Origin of the sequence: Paenibacillus sp. PK4536, assembly GCF_028594455.2 — a bacterium.
Taxonomy (GTDB): domain Bacteria; phylum Bacillota; class Bacilli; order Paenibacillales; family Paenibacillaceae; genus Saccharibacillus; species Saccharibacillus nuruki.
This window is the reverse complement of sequence record NZ_CP126313.1, coordinates 1028180-1050246: the sequence shown is the minus strand read 5'-3', so window position 1 is coordinate 1050246 and position 22067 is coordinate 1028180. Positions and strand designations below refer to the sequence as shown.

The window sequence follows — 22067 nt, the reverse complement described above, 5'->3', positions numbered from 1 at the left end:
ATTTATTTTACAGTACGCCCTTCATAAAGCTTTGAATTTTAGGTCCCATAATAAACAGAATAACACCTAACGCAATCGACACGCCGCCGATCACTCCGAAATAGATCATTTCTGTATCCGGGCTATAAAATTGCACAAGAATCGCATTAATCGCTTGCGCTGCTGCATTGGATAAAAACCATAGACTCATCGTTTGCGCAGAGAAAGCCGCAGGAGCAAGCTTAGTGGTTGCAGACAGCCCGACAGGAGAAAGGAATAATTCCCCAACGACAATAATAAAATAGCTCAGTACAAGCCACAGCGGGCTTACAAGTGCATTTTCACCACCGAAGTAAGAAGGAATAAGAATAACCAAGAAAGACAACCCGGCGAACAACAATCCTAATGAGAATTTACGTGGAATAATCGGTTGACGATTACCAAGCTTCAGCCAGATTGCTGCAAACACAGGTGATAACGCAATAATAAATAACGGGTTGAGCGATTGGAACCAAGCAGGAGCAATATGAATACCCATAAAGTCCAATTGCGTCCGTTTATCTGCATAGGTTGCGAGTACAGTTGATGTCTGTTCTTGAATCGACCAGAACATCACAGCCGCAATAAATAATGGAATATAAGCAAGTAGACGCGAACGCTCTACATCAGTTGTTTTTTTACTGCGATACATGGTGACAAAGTAACAGATTGGAATAAGTACTCCGAGTACAGCCACTACAGTTACAAAAGATTTTAACGTTAACCAGCCCATCATAATCGCTATAGCGACGATAATCGCAATAATCACAGCACTGATTGCAAAAATTTTGATCGTTGTTTTCTTCTCGTCAGCAGATAATGGATTACCCACGACTGTACCTGCTAGACCTAAATTTTTCTTTTTCGTCAACACAAAAACGACTAGCCCGATAAACATTCCGATAGCTGCTGTAGCAAAGCCCCAATGGAAGCCATAACTGGTCTGCAATCCACCGACGATCAATGGTGAGATAAATCCACCCAAGTTAATACTCATATAGAAAACACTAAAACCGGAATCACGACGATTGTCGCTCTCCGCATACATTTCGCCGACCACATTCGAAACGTTTGGTTTGAGTAATCCTGTACCGAGTACGATTAAGCCCATTGATACGAATAATAGCGGTACACTATTTGGAATAGCGAGCACAATATGACCGATCATAATCAAGACTCCGCCATAGAAGATCGCTTTGGATGAGCCAAATACCCGATCAGCTAACCAACCTCCAATAATACCGGACATGTAGACGAGTGATCCATAAATGGACATAATCGCAAGTGCGGTTGCTTCATCGAAGCCGAGTCCGCCTTTAGATACTTCATAGTACATATAGAATACAAGAATCGCTCTCATTCCATAATAAGAGAATCGCTCCCAGAATTCAGTGAAGAATAAAGTGAATAATCCTTTCGGATGACCGAAGAATCCTTTCTGCGGTACACTGTCTACAACTTGTTGCTTATTCACATCTGACACAAATGAACCTCCTGCTCTGAACATCTTTTATTTTCATGATAGAATACAGAATAGAACGTTAAATATTTACATATCATCATATAGGGCTATCGAAAATATTTACACGTCACTTCAGCAATCGAACCATCAGAATACAACATATTCTTCATATCATCAATGAGAAATTGCCGAGACGATTGAACCGAGCGCATATATACAACGCCAAAGGTGAAATGTCATAATATAAAATAAGCTTGATACATTGAGAGGATAGGTGAACAAAGATGAAATATGATATTTTGTATGAAGGCGCGTTTGCCATGTTGAAGGTACATATAGAGCAAGGAGAAGCGATCAAAGCCGAGTCAGGCGCTATGGTCTCTATGTCTCCAAATGTAGATATTAAAGGAACGATGGATGGCGGACTGATGGGCGGTCTAGGTCGTATGTTAACTGGAGAAAAATTCTTTTTTCAAGAATTGCGTTCCACTCGTGGCCCAGCAGAAGTATTACTTGCCCCTTCCAGTATAGGAGATGTTACTGCTGTTGAATTAGATGGATCCTATAGTCTGTATGTACAAAAAGACGGTTTTCTTGCTGGGACCGAAGGCATCGAAGTCGGCACACAGATGCAAAATCTGAAAAAAGGGTTATTTTCAGGTGAAGGATTCTTTATTATTGAAATTCGTGGAAAAGGCACAGTCTTCTTATCTTCCTACGGGTCGATTCATGCGATTAATCTAGCTCATGGGGAAGAAGTGATTGTCGATAATGCTCACCTTGTCGCATGGCCGGGTTATATGAATTATCAGATCGAAAAAGCATCGAAAGGCTGGTTATCCAGTGTCACCAGTGGAGAAGGAATCGTTTGTCGTTTCCGCGGTGAAGGTGTGATTTTGATCCAATCTCGTAATCCTGCTGGTTTTGGTAGTTGGATTAAGCAATTTATTCCGAATAAATAAGCATTTTACCGAAAAAGCTAAGCTAACTCAGATTCTCTGAGATGTGCTTGGCTTTTATTATTGAGATACAGATCTAGAAGGCAATAACAATAAGGATGAAAGTTGATGATTAACCAATGTATGCGTTTTATTGCGATCAGAACAGCATACCTCTTAAATTTAATCACTTTATTTTACAATTAAAGTAACGAAAGTGTGCCAATATAGCGTATACTGTTAAAGAGGGAGTTGAGCACATGGCTAAGGAAAAAGAAGAAATTATATTGACCCGAGAAGGTATCAATAAGCTGGAAGATGAGCTTGCAGAACTGAAGGGACCACGCCGTAAAGAGTTGTCACAACGTCTGAAACTGGCAATCAGTTATGGAGACTTGAAAGAAAACAGCGAATACCATTCGGCAAAAGACGATCAAGCATTTATGGAGACACGAGTTCTGATTTTAGAAAAAATGTTACGTAATGCACAGGTCGTAAATGCAGATAACTTGGATCTTTCCAAAGTCAGTATCGGTTCTACGATACTCCTACATGATTTGGAGTTCGGTGAAGATATCGAATACCAAATTGTCGGACCTGCTGAAGCAGACGTTATTAACAACAAGTTATCTTATGAAAGCCCGCTAGGTAAAGCGTTGATCGGACAAAAAGTCGGTAACACGATTACTTTTGAAGCGCCTATGGGAACATTCAAATATAAACTGTTGGAAATCAAAATCGTATAATTGCAGTTCAAAAGGCAAAGCCAAAGATTTTCTGAGGGCTTTGTTTTTTTATATCAGGGTAGGAGGGGATAAGATGGACATCAGACGTTTAACAAGTGAAGATGCAGTGTCCTATCGTGCACTTCGATTAAGGTCATTACAAGAAAATCCTGAAGCTTTTTTAGTTACATATGATAGCGAAGTCTCCAAACCGATCGAAGAGATACAACATAAGCTTCAACCCTCAAGTAAACGATTTACATTAGGTTGTTTTGATAAGCAAGAGCTTGTAGGAATGGTGACTTTTGTTAGAGAACAACATCTTAAAACGATACATAAAGGCAACATCTATGCGATGTACGTATCACCCGCTTGTAGAGGTCAAAAGATAGGCAAAGCGTTGATGAAAGAATTGGTACAAAGAGCCAGTGTACTGGAAGGATTAGAGCAGATCGGATTGACTGTCATTTCTGGAAATAGGGCAGCTAAGCAATTATATAGGAGTCTAGGCTTTACAGTATGTGGCTTGGAAAAGAATGCGTTGAAGTATGAGGGGCAGTATTGGGACGAAGAACGAATGGTATTGGAACTCGATTAACGATAAAAAAGGCAAAGCCGTATATACTAAGAGCTTTGCCTTTTTCTATTCTATCTAATTTAAATACTTAATTCCCCTCGGATCGTGATCGTTGCTGCTCCAGCGACTTTGATGATCGGATTATCTACACCTTTAGGGATAGCTTGTACATACAGTAGACCGGGTCTGCCAATCGCATGCCCTTGCGCGATCTGAAGTGCTGTAGTCCGATCTTGTGGAATAATTCCATTTAAATATAAAAAGCCTGCTAAAGCTCCATTTGCCGCACCTGTTACTGGATCTTCAGCAATGCCTATCGCAGGCGCAAAATCACGAGTATACAGATCATATTCTTGATGTGGCGTAAATGTGTAGAGATGGGTGGTCGCAATCTGGTGCTGTCGATTGTGTTGACTGAGAGCGATAAGGTCAGGGTTAGCTTGATCGATCGCTTGCTGTGTATGTACAGGAATAAGTAGATGCCAGTTCCCTGTATGGGCGAGTTGAATCGGATAAGCAGGATCGATTGCATCAACAGGAACACCAATCATAGCACTAAGTGTAGTAAGGTCTATAGTAAAAGGCTGAATCTGTGGGGTAACTTGTGTCATTTCGACCCGTTGTATTTTGCCGTCTTGTTGATGCCATACGACTGGAATTGCACCTGCTTGTGTACCTAGAACGACGCCATCTTGTTGCTGAGATAGTCCAAGTTCTGTAGCTAATAACCATGTTAAGCCGATCGTCGCATGTCCGCAAAAAGGAATCTCTTCAGTAGGTGTAAAATATCTTACTTTATAATCTATATCTGCTTGATCGGAAGGAAGTAAAAAGACCGATTCGGATAAGTTCAATTCTCGCGCAATCTGTTGCATTTCTAGACTGCTTAAATGTTCTGCATCTAATACCACACCTGCGGTATTACCCGTGAAAGGTTGATCTGTAAAAGCATCGACATGATACACTCTAATGGTTCTCAAAGAAAATCACTCCTTTTTATATAATAGATATATCGAGATAATTCGATATAAACATCATATACGTTGTTGAAGCATTTGTAAAATAGTTCGTTGAATCTATTAGTGAAAAGAAGTCAATCCCGTATGTATTTCATAGATTTGTATAATAAAGAATTTTACTCTAACAAGTGGTAACTCAAATACCGATAAACAATAAGGCAATATAAATAGGTTGAATAAATACGAAATCAAAAGGGGAAAATTCAGATTATGAAGAAGAAATTATTAAGTGCAATTATGTTTTTGAGCTTTATAGCAATACTAGGATGGAGTCATTCTACATATGCTGCAACAGATACGTATACAAGTCTTATTCCTACAATGACTACAGATACTTCTACTGTAGGAAAAGCTAGTGCTAGTGCAGTATATAGCGGATTGCCTGCTTGGAAAGCATTTGATGGTAAAAAATCGTATAGTACGAAAGTTCCGGATGCTTGGACAGCTTGGGGAACAGGATCAACTACTGGTTGGTTAGCATTTGAATTTAATCAGGCAACTGTAGTATCAAAATATACTGTTTATTATGGTCCTAGTGCTTCTGCTCGCACTCAACCTTTTGATACAGGGACTCCTAAAAACTGGGATTTTCAAGCTTCGAACGATAACACAGCTTGGACAACATTAGATACTCAATCTAATATCTCTGATTGGAAAGATCCAACCGCTAAAGAAATTACTTTAAGCAATACTACAGCTTATAAATTCTACCGTATAAATATTACGGGTAACAATGGAAACGTATCAGACAATGTAAAACTTTCTATTCACGAAATGCAGTTATTTGGAAAAGATGCTCCAGTGATGCCTAAAAATCTAGTAGCTACACCTGACAAAGCTACTTCAACAGTTGGCTTAACTTGGGATACATTGCAAAATGCTACAGCATATAATGTAAAACGTGCTATTACTGCTGGTGGCCCATATGAGACAATTGCTACAAATGTAACTGAAGCTACTTATAAAGATACTAAAGCAGATAAAAACCAAGCTTATTATTATGTAGTTTCAGCAGTTCTACCTACAGGCGAAAGCTATAACTCTAACGAAGTTAATGCAGAACTAACAACAGGAACAACTACGCCATCAGGTGGTCGTGTTCTGTTGGTTATTACTATGGTTAATGGTTTAGAAAAAGAATATGATTTGAGTGGTTCTGAGTATGCTCAATTTGTATCTTGGTATGATGCTAAAGCTAATGGAACAGGACCTAACCGTTATACTTTCAACAAAACATGGAATATGGGACCTTTCAAAGCAAGAACTGAAAATGTAGTATTTGATAAAATTATTACTTTTGATGCTAACGAATATTAAAATAAAAAAGTAGTATGATAAAGGTAGTTATCGAATTCCATTTGTGGAATAGATAGCTACTTTTTCCTTTATGAACGTAATGGGTAAGGAGTTGTATTACGTCTATTTTGCTGGATTGAAGGAGATATCGTTACTATGGATCAACTACCTACTCGTATCCATTTGGGAAAAGCTACACGACAAATTGCCAGATCACTTATTCGTTTGCCTCAAAGCGAACGATTTTCTCTTGCTCAGAAGTCTTCGTTGCTATTATCAACCAAAGAAATAAATACGATCAGCGCGGAATTATATTGGTTCCGACTGACTGCTTTGCAATTAGCATTCCTACTACATATGCAACACCAACAATACGCTCTCAATCGATACGAAGCCAGATATATGATGACGACGGCTATCGAATTAGCTTTTCAAGATGCAGATTTATCTCGTAAAGACACGACTAAGATTCGCAGTAAATTATCCGAGGAACTGGATTATTATTTTAACCAATTGGAATTAGATCACTTGACTGGAAAAGGTGTAGATACTTCAGCTATTATGCATGTGTTTGCAAGAAGAACGTTAGCTATTTGCCATCCTCTTCAAGCAGGAAATGATACAGATCGTCAACATGTGTTAGCGCAAGAAGCGACCATCATCTGGGATAAAGTCACAACAGAAGTCGAAGAATTATTAAAAAGGATCACTATTATTGAATTTGAGAAGTAAGATACTGCTTTTTTTACTATTTTCTCAAATGTTACTTACCAATATAGCGTATACTGGATAGAGTGAGTCAAAGTAGATATGATCTGTTACATGATCGCTGGGTATCGTTATCCAAGTAAGTGTATGTTCATTATTCAGCATGTTGGGTCGAGCGATCGAACATGTTAATTTATAAAAAGAAGAGGTATTTCATGAGTCAGTCTAATTTTCAAGAGTATGAATTAAGTGAAGATATTTTAAAAGCATTACAACAACTGGGCTATACACAACCTACTGAAGTACAGCAAAAAGTCATTCCAGTTGCACTAGAGCGTCAAGATCTTGTCGTGAAATCGCAAACCGGTAGTGGTAAAACGGCTGCCTTCGGGATTCCATTGTGTGAGCTAGTGGATTGGAACGAAAATAAACCCCAAGCGTTAGTCTTAACCCCTACACGCGAGCTTGCTGCACAGGTGAAAGAAGATATTACAAATATCGGGCGCTTTAAACGAATCAAAGCGACAGCCGTTTATGGAAAACAACCTTATGCGAAGCAAACACTTGAATTAAAACAGAAAAGTCATGTCGTTGTCGGTACACCTGGACGTGTATTGGATCATATTCAGCGGGGCACACTGGCTTTGGACAAAATAGAATTCCTCATTATCGATGAGGCCGATGAAATGCTAAATATGGGCTTTATTGAGCAGGTTGAAAATATTATCAAAGCATTGCCTAAAGACCGGACGACGTTATTGTTCTCTGCAACATTACCACAAGATATCGAACGTCTGTGTCACCGTCATATGCGTCAGCCTGAGCATATTGAGATTCAAGCGACAGGGCTTACGACAGCAACGATAGAGCATGCATTATACGAAGTGAAAGATTCAGACAAATTCACATTATTGCAAGATATTACAGTCGTTGAAAATCCAGATAGCTGTATTATTTTCTGTCGTACACAGGATAACGTGAATATGGTAAGTGAGCGGTTAACCGCTAATGATTACACATGTGCTAAGATTCATGGCGGAATGCTGCAAGAAGATCGCTTTGCTGTGATGGAAGATTTCAAACGTGGACAATTCCGTTATCTGGTAGCAACCGATGTGGCTGCTCGTGGAATTGATATCGACAATATTACACATGTGATCAACTATGATCTACCGCTGGAAAAAGAAAGCTATGTGCATCGTACAGGACGAACAGGACGTGCAGGCAAAAGCGGTCTAGCGATCACTTTTGTGACTCCGTTTGAAGATAAATTTTTGCGTGAAATTCAAGACTATATTGGATTTGCCATTCCGCATAAAGAAGCTCCTGATGCGGTAGAAGTGGATCGTGCGCGTGAAGCTTTTGAAGGTAAAATGGGGATTCGTGCAGAACGTAAACCTGCCAAAAGTGAGCAGTTGAATAAAGAAATTATGAAATTGTACTTTAATGGTGGCAAAAAGAAAAAACTGCGTGCTGTCGATTTCGTAGGGACGATTGCTCGTATCGAAGGCGTAACCGCTGAAGATATTGGAATTATTACGATTCAAGATAATGTGACATATGTTGAGATTCTGAACGGTAAAGGTCCTCATGTTTTGAAAGTGATGAAGGATACGACAGTTAAAGGTAAACTACTCAAAGTGCACAAAGCGTTGAAATAAAGTTGAAAAAAAGAGCCTATCACTATTGATAGGCTCTTACTTATTTCTATACCTTGTTCAATTCCTTTTTGAAAACCAGCTTCAACACCACGGCGTTCGCCTTCTGCCATTGCAGAATCGACAAGTGAAGCTTCATCATGCAAAAATTTCTGGCGGCTTCATAGCGCACACGAGCTTCACGATCCTAACTTAGAAATTCCAGAGTAGTCATCTGCTCTAACTTGAGTAGTTCAAGAGGACCAAGTAGTTCAGACGCAGGATAGTAACCTCCGATAGCTAAGTAAGTAGTAGAAATGAAGTCTAGCTTAGTATGTATTTACGTATTTTTGTAATCAAGAAATAAATTATACTTTTATCATTTGGTACATGATTGTATATCGTATATACTTATATAGAGATAGTAACAAGCAAAAAGTAATCATTATATAATAGAGACAGGAGTCAACCTATTTGTTAATCGGAATCATTGTTTTTGTTGTGTATAATCTGATCTTGCTGTATATGGGATGGAATGGTTGGGTATGGTTTGGACAGGTTTTACCAGATCATCATTTTGTAAGATATATCTTTGTTGTGGTGTTGCTTATTTTAGCTTATTCATTCTTCTTGAACTTCTGGGTACGTGAAAGTATCACCATTAAGTTAATAAGTGCATTCTGGTTTATGATGTTATACATTTTGATATTGTGGCTACCCGTAATGAACTTAGGAGTATTGATAACTCGTTTTACATCCTTATCTCAACATCTAGTCATTGTATGGGCGGGATGGAGTACATTGCTTGTGTTTGTGATTGTAGCGACTATCGGAATGTTTAATGCTTATAGTCCTGTCGTACGTAACTATGATATTCAGATCGATAAGCCGGTGACAGGCAAGTCAGATATGAAAGTCATTGTGGTATCCGATACCCATTTCGGTGTACTATCCAATGAATCTCATGCGAGACGAATGGTAAAAATGATCAACGAATTAAAGCCGGATCTGGTATTATTCCCGGGCGATGTGATCGACGATAATTTACCGTACTTTGTCAAAACCGATATTCCGAATATTCTTAAAGGGATCGAAGCCCCTGTATACACGTCTCTTGGGAATCATGATCGTTTTGAAAAAGGGATCAATTTGATTCAAGTGCTGGATGATAGTGATCTGAATATCCTGTATGATGAATCGATTGTGTTGGATAATGGCATTACACTGGTGGGTCGTCAAGATTATAGCGATCGTCCACGCGCCGAATTAGCGAAATTGCTAGAATCAGTCGATCATTCAAAGCCGATTATTGTGATGGATCATCAACCATATGAACTGGATGCTGAGCAGACATTAGGAACCGATCTAGTCGTCTCCGGTCATACCCATCGTGGACAGGTCGCTCCAGCACAGTTGATTACAAATCGTATCTATGAGAACGATTGGGGCTATTTGCAAAAAGGGCAACTTCATTCGATTGTATCGTCAGGATATGGATTCTGGGGAACACCGATGAGAATAGGCACACGCTCAGAGATTGTCGAAATTGATATTCATTTCCAAAAATAAAATCAGATCCGATACAGCACTTGATTAACATCATGCTGTACGTATCCTATGTAGTGACAATATACGTAAAAAGCTTCCTGATGACACGCCAGCGAATGGTGGTGAACAGGAAGCTTTTTTTGTTATGTTATTGCATGTATTTTAACATCTAGCGCAAAGCTGATTTTACTTGTCCGATATAAAAGTGACGTACAATAAAGAAGTAAACCATTTGTATAAGTAAGAAAATACCTAGTACAATACTGGATTCTTTGAGCAAGGAATAGTGGAACATATTCGATAATGTAGTCAAAGCAACCGCTCCATGAATCAAAGCAACCGCAATCGGAGCGAAAAACAGTAAGGCAATCTGCCAGTTTAACACTTTAGTTAGTTCTTTGGTGGTTAGCCCTAATTTAGAGATTGCTTTGAACTTCTGCTTATCTTCTTCTAGATCACTGTATAGACGGAAGTATAAGAAGCTACCTGCGGAGACAAAAAATACAATACCGATAAATAAACTCATAAAGAGTGGTAAGCCAAATTGTTGCTTCTGGCTATATACTTCATACTCTTTAGCAAAGAAGACATAATGGGCTTGATAAGGCTTGACCGACTGTTGAATGTCTTGCGCTAATTGAATAGCCGTAGACGAATCCATTTTTCCATTCCACACATCAATTTGGTCAGTTGTCGTCGGGTGTTGTAGTTTTTGATAAAATATATCAGGGACGACGAGATACTCACTTAGCGCGGGTATAACTTGAGATAAAGTCGCTTGAGAAGCGGTCTGAATCGAAAGCCCTTTTTCTAAAGTGATGTTTTTGTTGATCAGTTCATCGTTAAAACGATTGCCAATCGTTGATGTTGTTCGAATAGCCGTTTGTTGATCAGTCAATGTTATTGTAGGCTCTCCTAACAAAGTAGCAAAGGCATTATAATCGGACAGACGAACAATACTGACTTGATCCGCAGACTCAGAAATTTTATAACGTAATACGTGTAATGTAGCAGGGGTTAAGTCTATCGCATGTGTATTCAATGTATCGTTAATATACTGAAGATGTTGTGCTCGCGCAGTATCTTTGGCTGTCGAGAAATACGTTATTGGATAAGTGCTATACGATGTGGTATTAGCGATCAACACCGATTGAATACCATATAACGAACCAATCGCGCAGAATGAGACGGTCGATACAATAGCGACAAGGAAAAATGTACGAGCATTATCTTTCATCCGATAAGCGAGATCGGAAAGGAGTAACATATTGGTTTTGTACCAGAAAAAAGATTTGCGTTCTTTAAGGCGATGAATTATATATACGCTCAATTGTGTGAATAACAGATACGTTCCGATACTCACCATAATGATAATAGGCACTAGTAAATAAATCGCCTGATCACCTGAAGCACGTAGCGAGATCAAGTAACTACTTCCAATCAGCAGTATGACAATAAGTGATAACCAGATCGATGCTTTAGGTTCTCCTTTAGAGGTCTTATTGCTTTTGATCAGCGTAATTAATGTACGATTACGTAGGATAGCTGTAATAAATAAGCAGATCAACACAAACAGAATCATAAATGAAATAAACGTGATAATAATTGCCTGTATAGGAAAGTAAAAAGATAGTGTTTCTTCCAGTACAAGCATCCGTTCACCGATTAACAGAATCACTTTGGCGAACACAAGCCCCAGTCCAATTCCACCTAACGTGGCGGCAAATCCAATAATCATATTTTCCAAAAAAACCATCTGGCGTAATTGCCCTGTAGACATCCCTTGCATCATCAATAATCCAAATTCTCTTTGCCGTGATCGTAAAAAAGAACTCATCGAATAAAGTACAAAAAAGAATGAGAATACATAGATTACCCATTTGGCGGCAGATAATCCAGCAGCGGCATTTTGACTCAGTCCATTACCGTTTAACGTAGGATGATACGCAAAGATCGAAAAGGTGAAAAAGACCATAACGGTAAACATACTGCTTAGAAAATAAGCGGCATACAAGCGCTTATTACGGGCGACATTGTTATACGCGAATTGACGAAATGTCATTAGCGTGACCCCCTAGCAGTGACAAGGTATCAATAATCTTTTGGAAAAACGTCTGACGATGTTCGCCACGATGAATCTCGCTATAGAACTTACCATCTCGTATAAAAATAACACGCTGACAATAACTAGCTGCTAATGGATCATGAGTCACCAGCATCATTGTTGTCTGTTGTTCTTGATTGATCTTTTCCAGTAGTTCCATAACATCACGAGCAGACTTGGAATCCAGATTTCCTGTAGGTTCATCAGCTAGTAAAAGATGGGGAGCATGAATCATGGCGCGCGCAATAGCCGCACGTTGAGCTTGTCCGCCCGAGATTTCATAGGTGCGTTTATTCATAATCGCAGAGATGCCTAATTGTTCGGCGATGATGGCTGCTTTGGATTTCATTTCGCTAACTTTAGCGCCATCGAGTGTAAGGGGTAGAACAATATTTTCTTCGACCGTTAACGTATGCAGTAGATTGAAGTCTTGAAATACAAATCCTAATTCCCGTCTTCTAAACTTCGCAAGTTCATTTTTATTCAATTGATTAATATTACGATCATGGATCAAAATCTCGCCGGTTGTTGGTTCGTCGATGGTAGCAATCATATTCAGTAGGGTCGTTTTGCCACTTCCTGATGGACCCATGATTCCGACAAATTCACCATCTTCTATCGTAAATTGAATATTAGAGAGCGCTTGATACGCTATTTTACCTTCATAGATCTTGCTAACCTGATTGACTTGTAGCATGTCATTTTCCTCCTCGGTGATTGATTACATAAGTTCAGTATAGATAGAACTTGGAAGAGGAACTATCGATTTCTCTTTCAATCACCTTACAGCGGTGTAAGCTAGTGTTTACGTTGATACGATGGGAAAATAATACGTACAGTCGTACCCGCATCTACCGTCGATTCTAGCTCTAACTGATGATTCAGACGCTGAGCGGCTTCACGAGTTAGATATAACCCCATCCCTGTAGATTCACGAAAACGCCGTCCATTTTCGCCGGTGAAAAAAGGTTCGAAAACACGCTTGATATCAGAAGCAGGAATGCCTACACCCTGATCTTTCACTTCTATAACCGCTTGCTGATGACGAATATATGAAGAAATCATCACTTTATGATGAGTATGTGCAGAATATTTGACAGCGTTAATCACCAGTTGAGACAACATAAAAAATAGCCATTTCTGATCAGACTCTGTCCATAAATCACCATCTTTGATCTGTACATCAGGATACACTTGATTGCGAATAAATAGACGCTTGTGTTCTTGTACCACTTCGCGAATCACTTCAGATAAAGAGATCATGCGAATATGAAAATCCTGTTCAAATGTCCGCAATCTCGCCATATACAAAATCGTATTCAACCCTGAACTCATCCGTTCTAATTCTTCACGAATACTAGCAAATTCAGGTTCATCAATATCCTGTACGGTCAGTTCGATCACTGACAAAGGCGTTTTCATCTGATGTACCCATTGGTTCATAAAGGTGAGATGTTGTTGCTGTTGCTGTTGAATCGTAGCAAGCTGTTGTTGATAATACCGATATTGCTGGCGTAACAACTGCTCTAACGCTTCTGCCACAGGAGCTTGATCCAATCGCTGTATCGAGTCATCTAACGATAGCAAAGGTTCTTGTAAGCGGCGGTAATACTGACGACGACTATAATACTGATATCCTAAATACCCACTTAACAAAAATAAGCCCAACATAATCGAATATAGTGCAGGCCCTGTATGTCGATAGCCATCCAACCAATAAATGCCCATCACAGCACTAAATTGAATGATTTGAATAATGATCAGTAGCAGATGTTCTTTGAGAAACAGCTTCATAATGAACTATCCTTATTCCAGGCGACATGAAGACGATACCCGATTCCTCGCACTGTTTCTAAAGCATCTATGAGTCCGAGGTCTAGAAACTTTTTGCGTACACGGGTGATATTGACGTTAAGTGTATTTTCATCGACATACGTCTGATCATCCCATAGCTTTTCAAGTAATGCTTCCCGACTGGCTACCCGTGGATGGCGTTCGATCAGACTTTCGATAATATCAGCTTCCTTTTTCGTTAATAAGACGCTTTGATTGTTGTAATGAAGTTCAAGCCGTTCAGGATACAAGGCTAGACCTTCTTTGTGCCAAATCAATTCTTCATGTTTGGATGCATATTCACCATATGCACGCCGTAAATGACTGCGAATTTTCGCCATAACGATACCATAATCAAATGGTTTGGTAATATAGTCATCGGCTCCATTTTCAAGCGCCATAATCTGATCCATTTCACCTGCACGTGCAGAGATAAAGATCACCGGACAGATTGAATGTGCACGAATCTGTCTGCACCAGTAATATCCATCATAACTGGGAAGATTCACATCCAGCAGAACCAGATCAGGTTGCTCTTGTTGAAATTGTTGTAGCACATGTTCGAAGTCTGTGGTTACAATAACATGGTAGCCATATTTCACAATATACGATTGTAATAACTCAGCAATCTTACGATCATCTTCCACGATCAAAAGGGTCTGCATATTTATTCGCTCCTTACATCAATGTTCTTATTCATCTTTGACATGAGAAAGAACTCTATTCTGTTCCATGTTATCGTAAATAGAAGCAGAAAGAGAGACCTTTTTTGGTGATACCCTGCATTTCAATAGAAGCTATTTGGACGGTTAACGATGCAAATGTTGCTGTGCCAAATCGGGAATCTGCGGATAAGCTATTTCCTGATAAGAGAGCACTTCGTTATTTTTGAGGATCAATTGTAGATAAGTACCTTCCCGTAATGGATGTATACCGGAAAATGTAATCGTTTGAGCGTTTCCTTTGTCATCCCATGCGGGTAATGTGTATTCGACAGTACTGTCTGATGAAGAAGATTGGGTAGATGATGAATGATGAACCTGTACATAATAATGCTGCTTGGGTATCCACGGATTAAGCTTAGCAAGATCCCGTTCAGATAATTGACTAACCAGTGTAATCACAAGCAATATAAAGATCGTAAGTACAAATAGTAAAAGCTTGGTTCCGTTACGCATAGTGATTTTTCCTTTCGTATAGCAATACTACCGTTCACTTTACGCTTAACAGATAAGTGACACTATCGATTTGCCTTACGTCTATCTTACAGCGTTGTAAGTTGATGTATAACTTGAACTCGATATGCTAAAAAAGAAAAAGGACGACTAGAAACGGAACATAGACAACAGGAGGAAGATACGTGATTTATATATACAGTTTGACTGTTTTTTTTCTTATCTTGTTCGTTATCAATTACGCAATCGATCAGCGGCGGGTACGAAATGGAGTCTTTCTGACGATAGGAATATTGCTACTTTTATTCAGTTCAATTGTGTATGCAATTAGTAATCTGGATGGCGTTATTCCCTATATCGGTCTGCTATTAGTGCTTATTTTGCTACTACTTTCGCCTGTGATGTTGTTAGTGATTGGAATAGCACTGATCTACAATGGACGAACGCTATTATCCAAAGAAGGCTGGAAATTACCTAACTTGCTATCTTTGCTTGCGGGGATTGGTATTGCCACTTTGCCAGTGATTACTTTTCTTATGCCTTCAGTCGGTATTTTGCAACCATTTATTATTTTTATTCAATTGTGTTTTGTTTATTATGGGTTTTTGTTTATCTGTTATCTTGCCTCTTCGACATTGTACAACCTCAATCGAGTGAAGCTTCGTCAAGAATTTATGATTATTTTAGGAAGTGGATTAATCAAAGATCGTGTTCCTCCTTTATTAGCGAGTCGTATTGATCGTGCGATTGCTTTTTATGATCGTCAACGCAAAATACATACACCGCCTCTATTTGTTGCTTCTGGTGGACAAGGTAGTGATGAGACGGTTGCTGAAGCTGAAGCGATACGTGACTATCTATTGTCCAAAGGTATCCCCAATGACCATATTATTGTCGAAAATCAATCGGTTAATACGCTACAAAATATGCAATTTTCCAAACAAAAAATGGATGAACGCATGGCAGGAAAACCATATTCCTGTGTTTTTGTGACGAACAATTTCCATTTATTCCGTGCTGGTATCTATGCACGAGAAGCAGGAATCAACGGTGATGGTGTCGGCTCACGTACTGCTTTTTATTATTTGCCGAATGCATTTATCCGTGAATATATAGCTATTCTAGTGATGTACAAAAAAGTCCATGTGATGATGACCGCATTGATTTTACTAACGGTTGTGGGGCTGAGTCTGTTCAATATCAATCTGGTACGTTAAAAAGATCTAGATTCAAAAAAGATCTAAATGCAAAAAATCAAAGACTGTGAAAATAGTTACAACCAAATACTACACTTCCCTGTAAGATAGTGAACGGTGAAAAGGGGAAGTGTGTATGGCGAATATTATATCGAATATACAAGTAGCTCCAAGCGTGTATGTGATCAAGGTAGCAGGGCAGTGGGCAGGAGCCATGGGGCAATTTTATATGGTACGACCTTGTGCTATGCAAGGGATAGCGATGACCGATCCTTTGTTATCTCGCCCACTAAGTATTCACGATCAAGGCGATGATTATATCGCTTTTTTGTATAGAGTGACAGGTAGAGGGACAACGTTACTTGCGAATGTACAAGCAGGGCAAGAGATTCAACTGTCCGGCCCTTTTGGAAATGGATTCCCGATCGTAGATGAGCATGAATCGGTTGCTCTCGTTGGTGGCGGAATGGGTGTAGCGCCACTACTATTAGCCGCCAAGCATTACCATCAAGCAGAGATTTATTTAGGATTTAATCATCAGTCTTTTGCAGTTGAATCGTTCGAGCAGATGGTAGATAGAGCCGATCAGATTCATATCACTCAAGGACAATATCATCAGATAACTGATATCATTGATCCTACATTGTATTCAGTAATTATGGCATGTGGACCTGCGGGAATGTTACAAGCATTGGCGAAGAAAATAAAAGCAATGCGTGCTTCCACATTACTCTATATCTCGACTGAGAAAAGAATGGCATGTGGCATCGGCGCTTGTCTGACATGCTCCATCCAGACGGTTCATGGGAATCGGCGTGTCTGTAAAGAAGGCCCTGTATTTACAGCTGAGGAGGTGAATTGGAATGATCTCTCTCATATGTAATCTAGCAGGTGTTGCTTTACGTAATCCGATTATTATGGCATCGGGAACTTTTGGATTTGGACGAGAATATGGTGAACTTTACGATCTCAGTATACTTGGCGGTATAGCCAGCAAAGGTCTGACGTTACATCCACGTTCAGGCAATACCGGTTGTCGGGTACAAGAGACACCTTCAGGCATGATGAACAGTGTCGGTCTAGAGAATCCAGGAGTCGCTTCTTTTTTGGAAAATGAATTAGATTATATGGTAGCCAGCAATACAGCTGTGATTGCCAATTTGGGTGGAGCGAATCTGGAAGAATACGTAAATGGTGCGGCGCAGATCAGCGAAGCTTGTGACTTACGTCAACGTCAGGGGCAACAAGCGGTCGATCTTTTAGAATTGAATATCTCATGCCCTAATATCAAAGAAGGCGGTATTCAATTCGGAGTAGATACCGAAGTGGCTCGCCAAATTGTGCGAGAAGTCAGACAGGTTACTTCTATTCCATTAATGGTCAAATTATCGCCCAATGCACAGGATATTGTAGCGATGGCGTATATGTGTGAGCAAGAAGGTGCGGATGCGGTATCACTCGTAAATACCTTTTCGGCGATGAAGATTGATATTTATCAGCGACGCAGTGCTTTTCATAATATGTATGCAGGTCTATCTGGCCCTGCGATCAAGCCGATTGCTTTGCGGATGGTGCATCAAGTCTCCCATGCTGTATCGATTCCAGTCGTAGGGATGGGCGGTATTAGCTCTGTAGAAGATATCGTTGAATACATTATGGCTGGAGCGGAAGCTGTGCAGATCGGGACGTATAATTTTGTGAATTTGCATGCAGGCGAAGAATTAGTCGCAGGTCTTACCGCTTGGATGGAAAAAGAAAAGGTGCAATCGCTAGATGAGATTCGTGGAATAGTGTGATACTGTTTAGAAGTATTTTATAACTATAGTATTACAATTTACGATGTAGGAGGAGAGCAAATTGATATACATTTATTACATTTGGATGATGGCATCTGCTATTCTTTCTTCCTACGGAGTAATCGTGCATTGGCCAAGTAGTTCTTTGTCAAATGAGTTCTTATTATTTTATGATCTCGCCATATTGATTATATTTATGCCTGCTTTCTATATTTTATTTTTCTCTACGTTATTACAAGTTATTTTATATTTCAATTCGCATCCCAAAAGAGTGAAAATGTATATAGGTAGTGTATATATCCTTAATTTTGTAGTATTGATGATCATCTTAGGATACAGAGAATATGTGATTTCGGGTATATTTATTGTGTTTGTAGCTTCTACTATCGGGTTAGCTCATTTGTTTATCTCTGTTCTATTGAATCCTATATTGAAGCAGAAAATAATTTGAAAAAATGGTTTGTCGAAGTAGAATAGGTTATAAAAAAATGCCTTCTTATGAAAATATGAAAATTATTCTTGAAACGTTACATGAATACGTGTAGTATACATATATAATTTTATACAGATTGTGCGAGAAATCGGCAATCGACCTCATATAATATTGGGAATATGGCCCAAAAGTTTCTACCGGATCACCACTGTAATGATCTGACTATGAGTGAAGCATGTATTTGGCATTGCGATAACGTTCGCTTTGGATCAATACATTGTTATGCAGATCGTATTTTTATAATTGGACATGATGATTATAGATGATCGATACAGACAGACTTCACTTGAGAGCAATCACTCAAGGAGGTCTGTCTTTTTTTATTTCCCCCTCAAATCGCACTGTTATTCTAAAGGAGAGAAACCATATGAAAGCATTACAAGAACGGATTCGTCAGGAAGGACAGATTTTGTCCGAAAAAGTATTGAAAGTGGACTCATTTCTTAACCATCAGGTAGATACAGCATTAGCTGTGGAGATCGGCAAAGAATTTGCACGGCTTTTCGCCCATGAGAAGATTACTAAAGTATTAACGATTGAAGCAAGCGGTATCCAATTTGCGATGGCAACAGGAATCGCTTTAGGTGTCCCTTTTGTATATGCCAAAAAGAAAAAAGCAATCACTCAAGGAGATGTGGTCTATGCGGCATCTGTACATTCTTTTACCAAGCAAGAAACGTATCAGGTCACGATTGTACAAAGTTATCTCAATAAAGAAGATCGCATCTTGATTGTTGATGATTTCTTAGCGACTGGAGCAGCACTAGTGGGCTTGGCTGATATCGTAGAAGCTTCAGGAGCGACACTGGTTGGTGTGGGTTGTGTGATTGAGAAGACGTTCCAGGAAGGACGAGGATTACTGGAAGAACGCCAGATTCCGATTCAATCGTTAGCACGTATTTCATCAATGTCTCCAGAGCATGTTGATTTTATTGATGAGACACCACTAGTACCTGATCTGGTAACGGTAGCCTTTAGAAATGAGGAGTCTTCATGTTAAGTAGACGCAAAATATTTACATTAGGGCTTCAGCATGTCATGGCGATGTATGCAGGAGCGATTGCTGTACCGCTTATTGTGGGTGGAGCACTTCATCTGACTGCTGAACAAATGGCATATTTGATCGCCGCCGATTTATTTACGTGCGGGATTGCTACATTATTACAAGTGCTGGGTACACGTTATTTTGGTAGTGGATTACCTGTTGTTTTGGGATGTACATTTACTGCTGTAGGCCCGATTATTGCGATTGCTTCAACCTCTAATCTCGCCACCGCCTATGGAGCGATTATTTTATCTGGACTGTTCGTGGTCTTGATCGCTCCACTGTATGGTCGATTGCTTCGCTTTTTCCCAAAAATCGTAACCGGTTCGGTAGTAACGATTATCGGATTGTCTTTGATTCCCGTTGCGATGAACAATGTAGCAGGCGGACAAGGAAGCAGTGACTTTGGTGCACCTCGCAATCTAATGCTAGCCCTGATAACGTTATTGGTGATTTTATTGGTGAATCGTTTGGCTAAAGGATTTTTACGCTCGATTTCGGTATTGGTTGGATTATTTGTTGGTACTGTGGTCGCTTACAGTATGGGCATGGTGCATTTCGGATCAGTCGGCGAAGCTTCGTGGGTACGGGTTGCTCAACCTTTCTACTTCGGCATACCGGAATTTAGCTTAACCGCGATTGTCACGATGGTGATTGTGAATATTGTAAGTATGGTGGAATCGACAGGAGTATATATTGCTGTTGGTAAAGCGATTGAACAGAAAGTGGAGCAAAAGCAGATCGTCAATGGACTACGTTCTGAAGGTCTTGCGATTATGTTAGGCGGATTTTTCAATGCTTTCCCTTATACAGCATTCTCTCAAAATGTAGGTCTAATCTCGCTCACGAAAGTCAAAACACGTAATGTGATTTTTGCGGCATCGGGTATTATGATCGTACTTGGTTTATTGCCTAAATTAGCAGCACTCACGACGGTTATTCCAAATGCTGTATTAGGCGGAGCCATGATCGTGATGTTCGGATCGGTAGCGGCATCGGGGATCTCGATTCTGTCTGAAGTGAATCTGCGTAATGATCGTAATCTGATGATCGTGGCATGTAGTATTGCTGTCGGATTAGGTTCAGCAGTATTGCCAGATATGTTCGGACAACTGCCAAGCTTTGCACAGACATTATTGCAAAATGGAATCGTGACCGGTTCGATCACAGCAGTACTGCTAAATATTATTTTATCGCGCAAAGGCGAAATGTTTGACAACGCTGAAGAAGATGAAACAACCAGTGGAATGGCTTCAGATGCAGGAGATAGCACGCAGATGAAAGCAGGAATCTCTTCACAAACCACCTAAACGATAAATGATAACAAGATATCAGCCGTTACTGTGCAAAAGGCAGTAACGGTTTTTTGTTGTTGTTCGGTCATCGTTAAAAATACATAGGTGCTCAGCTAACAGTTGGTCAAAGCAAGCAAATACAGTATAGTATCTGTAGCCATTATATTGTGAGCGGATGAGGTGAAGCAGATGAATAAAACAGAACGCATGTTAGCGATTGTATTGGAGCTTCAGCGTAGATCATGGATACGTGCGGAAGATTTGGCAGCTACTTTTGAAATGAGTGTCCGAACGATCTATCGGGATATGCAAGCACTGAGTGAAGCGGGTGTACCGTTGCTGGGATCTCCGGGGCAAGGGTACTCGTTAAGCGAAGGGTACTTTTTGCCACCGATTCACTTTACGGCAGAAGAAGCGGTCACATTATTGCTAGGTACCGATTTTGTAGAACAGCAATTCGGACAACATTATCGTCATAATGCAGAGTCTGCTCGTCGTAAGATCGAATCGATTTTACCAGAAAGAGTACGGGAACAATCAGACCCAATTCGTGAAGGAATTCGGTTATTAGCGCAACGTCAAACTTTATATACCGTCGATGATCGGCAATATGTAGAACCGATAGGACAAGCGATCGTACAAAAGCGTAAGTTGCAGTTCGGATATAGCAAACCACATCAGCAGTTTATTACAAGAACCGTCTGTCCTTATGGATTAGCGTTAAATATGAATCATTGGGTATTGGTAGCTTACTGTGAACTAAGGCAGGATATTCGCCATTTTCGGCTATCTCGTCTATCGGATTTGGTTGAATTAGATGAACATTTTATGATGCCAGAAGATTTCAAATTGGCGGAATATCGACCACCAGATCATCGTCATATGGTCATACGTCTACAATTTGAATCTCATATGACAGAACGTATTCAGGAAGTCGGTCACTTTTATATGGAAACGATCGAACCGCAAGAGCAATATACTATAGTGACGATGCGTGTACGCCACTTTGAAGATGTGCTTTATTGGATATTAAGCTGGGGAGATTCGGTGACAGTGTTAGAACCTGAATCGCTGCGCCAACATATGATTGAAAAAATAAATAATATGCTAAAACGCTACTGACAATATGGTGTCAGTAGCGTTTTTGTATAGTAGATACAAATGAGTCGCTTAGATCAATCGCTAAGCGCACAAGGAGGATA

The 22067-nt window shown here is 39.8% G+C and carries 20 protein-coding genes and 1 riboswitch; of the genes, 13 read left to right on the top strand and 7 right to left on the bottom strand.

Translation table 11 applies throughout. The features are described 5' to 3' along the window. Positions 1 to 7: 7 nt before the first annotated feature. Positions 8 to 1501 (bottom strand): peptide MFS transporter, encoded by a 1494-nt coding sequence (locus PO903_RS04880; RefSeq protein WP_137224075.1) that lies wholly within the window; start codon positions 1499 to 1501, stop codon positions 8 to 10. A gap of 263 nt (positions 1502 to 1764) precedes the next feature. Between PO903_RS04880 and PO903_RS04875 the strand changes: the two genes are divergently transcribed. From PO903_RS04875 to PO903_RS04865, 3 genes are all read left to right on the top strand, one after another. Continuing rightward, on the top strand, positions 1765 to 2442 hold the full coding sequence (locus PO903_RS04875) for a TIGR00266 family protein (protein ID WP_069326530.1): 678 nt from the start codon (positions 1765 to 1767) through the stop codon (positions 2440 to 2442). Positions 2443 to 2678: 236 nt separating this feature from the next. Then, positions 2679 to 3164 carry a transcription elongation factor GreA gene (gene greA, locus PO903_RS04870; protein ID WP_069326531.1) on the top strand — a complete coding sequence of 162 codons (486 nt, stop codon included), beginning with the start codon at positions 2679 to 2681 and terminating at the stop codon, positions 3162 to 3164. Between the two features lie 73 nt (positions 3165 to 3237). Beyond that, entirely contained in the window at positions 3238 to 3741 is a 504-nt protein-coding gene (locus PO903_RS04865; protein WP_273592776.1) for a GNAT family N-acetyltransferase, read from the top strand. 59 nt (positions 3742 to 3800) lie between these two features. Here the strand turns inward: PO903_RS04865 and PO903_RS04860 are convergent, their stop codons facing one another. Then, the gene (locus tag PO903_RS04860) at positions 3801 to 4700 is read right to left on the bottom strand and encodes a PhzF family phenazine biosynthesis protein (protein WP_273592775.1); all 900 of its coding nucleotides are present in this window, start codon (positions 4698 to 4700) and stop codon (positions 3801 to 3803) included. A 249-nt stretch (positions 4701 to 4949) separates the two neighbouring features. On the opposite strand from PO903_RS04860, the gene PO903_RS04855 reads away from it, so the two are divergent. From PO903_RS04855 to PO903_RS04840, 4 genes are all read left to right on the top strand, one after another. Next, positions 4950 to 6056: a discoidin domain-containing protein gene (locus tag PO903_RS04855; RefSeq protein ID WP_273592774.1), complete on the top strand. Its 1107-nt coding sequence runs from the start codon at positions 4950 to 4952 to the stop codon at positions 6054 to 6056. Positions 6057 to 6191: 135 nt separating this feature from the next. Continuing rightward, positions 6192 to 6767, top strand: coding sequence for a hypothetical protein (locus PO903_RS04850; RefSeq protein ID WP_273592773.1), 576 nt, complete (start codon positions 6192 to 6194; stop codon positions 6765 to 6767). 191 nt (positions 6768 to 6958) lie between these two features. Further along, a complete protein-coding gene (locus PO903_RS04845) occupies positions 6959 to 8404 on the top strand; it encodes a DEAD/DEAH box helicase (protein WP_273592772.1) in 1446 nt (481 codons plus the stop codon). Positions 8405 to 8854: 450 nt separating this feature from the next. Beyond that, the gene (locus PO903_RS04840) at positions 8855 to 9949 is read left to right on the top strand and encodes a metallophosphoesterase (protein ID WP_273592771.1); all 1095 of its coding nucleotides are present in this window, start codon (positions 8855 to 8857) and stop codon (positions 9947 to 9949) included. Positions 9950 to 10097: 148 nt separating this feature from the next. On the opposite strand, the gene PO903_RS04835 is transcribed toward PO903_RS04840, so the two are convergent. The 5 genes from PO903_RS04835 to PO903_RS04815 form a co-directional block, all read right to left on the bottom strand. Beyond that, complete coding sequence (locus PO903_RS04835; protein WP_273592770.1) at positions 10098 to 11990, bottom strand: FtsX-like permease family protein; 1893 nt, start codon at positions 11988 to 11990, stop codon at positions 10098 to 10100. Further along, positions 11965 to 12729, bottom strand: coding sequence for an ABC transporter ATP-binding protein (locus tag PO903_RS04830; protein ID WP_069326537.1), 765 nt, complete (start codon positions 12727 to 12729; stop codon positions 11965 to 11967). The genes PO903_RS04835 and PO903_RS04830 overlap by 26 nt, the downstream gene beginning before the upstream one ends. 101 nt (positions 12730 to 12830) lie before the next feature. Further along, positions 12831 to 13826, bottom strand: coding sequence for a sensor histidine kinase (locus PO903_RS04825; RefSeq protein ID WP_273592769.1), 996 nt, complete (start codon positions 13824 to 13826; stop codon positions 12831 to 12833). Further along, positions 13823 to 14530: a response regulator transcription factor gene (locus PO903_RS04820; protein WP_273592768.1), complete on the bottom strand. Its 708-nt coding sequence runs from the start codon at positions 14528 to 14530 to the stop codon at positions 13823 to 13825. Before PO903_RS04820 ends, PO903_RS04825 begins: the two co-directional genes overlap by 4 nt. A 144-nt stretch (positions 14531 to 14674) precedes the next feature. Then, positions 14675 to 15043 (bottom strand): YxeA family protein, encoded by a 369-nt coding sequence (locus PO903_RS04815; protein WP_273592767.1) that lies wholly within the window; start codon positions 15041 to 15043, stop codon positions 14675 to 14677. 182 nt (positions 15044 to 15225) lie between these two features. Between PO903_RS04815 and PO903_RS04810 the strand changes: the two genes are divergently transcribed. The 6 genes from PO903_RS04810 (at position 15226) to PO903_RS04785 (ending at position 21987) form a co-directional block, all read left to right on the top strand. After that, on the top strand, positions 15226 to 16257 hold the full coding sequence (locus PO903_RS04810; protein WP_069326541.1) for a YdcF family protein: 1032 nt from the start codon (positions 15226 to 15228) through the stop codon (positions 16255 to 16257). A 115-nt stretch (positions 16258 to 16372) separates the two neighbouring features. Continuing rightward, entirely contained in the window at positions 16373 to 17119 is a 747-nt protein-coding gene (locus PO903_RS04805) for a dihydroorotate dehydrogenase electron transfer subunit (RefSeq protein WP_273592766.1), read from the top strand. Continuing rightward, positions 17100 to 18032 carry a dihydroorotate dehydrogenase gene (locus tag PO903_RS04800; protein WP_273592765.1) on the top strand — a complete coding sequence of 311 codons (933 nt, stop codon included), beginning with the start codon at positions 17100 to 17102 and terminating at the stop codon, positions 18030 to 18032. Before PO903_RS04805 ends, PO903_RS04800 begins: the two co-directional genes overlap by 20 nt. Before the next feature lie 574 nt (positions 18033 to 18606). After that, a riboswitch (purine riboswitch) is annotated at positions 18607 to 18710 on the top strand. Between the two features lie 182 nt (positions 18711 to 18892). Continuing rightward, on the top strand, positions 18893 to 19525 hold the full coding sequence (locus PO903_RS04795; protein WP_273592764.1) for a xanthine phosphoribosyltransferase: 633 nt from the start codon (positions 18893 to 18895) through the stop codon (positions 19523 to 19525). Continuing rightward, a complete protein-coding gene (locus PO903_RS04790; protein WP_273592763.1) occupies positions 19519 to 20880 on the top strand; it encodes a nucleobase:cation symporter-2 family protein in 1362 nt (453 codons plus the stop codon). The genes PO903_RS04795 and PO903_RS04790 overlap by 7 nt, the downstream gene beginning before the upstream one ends. A gap of 174 nt (positions 20881 to 21054) precedes the next feature. After that, entirely contained in the window at positions 21055 to 21987 is a 933-nt protein-coding gene (locus tag PO903_RS04785) for a helix-turn-helix transcriptional regulator (RefSeq protein ID WP_273592762.1), read from the top strand. The last annotated feature ends 80 nt before the right edge of the window (positions 21988 to 22067 follow it).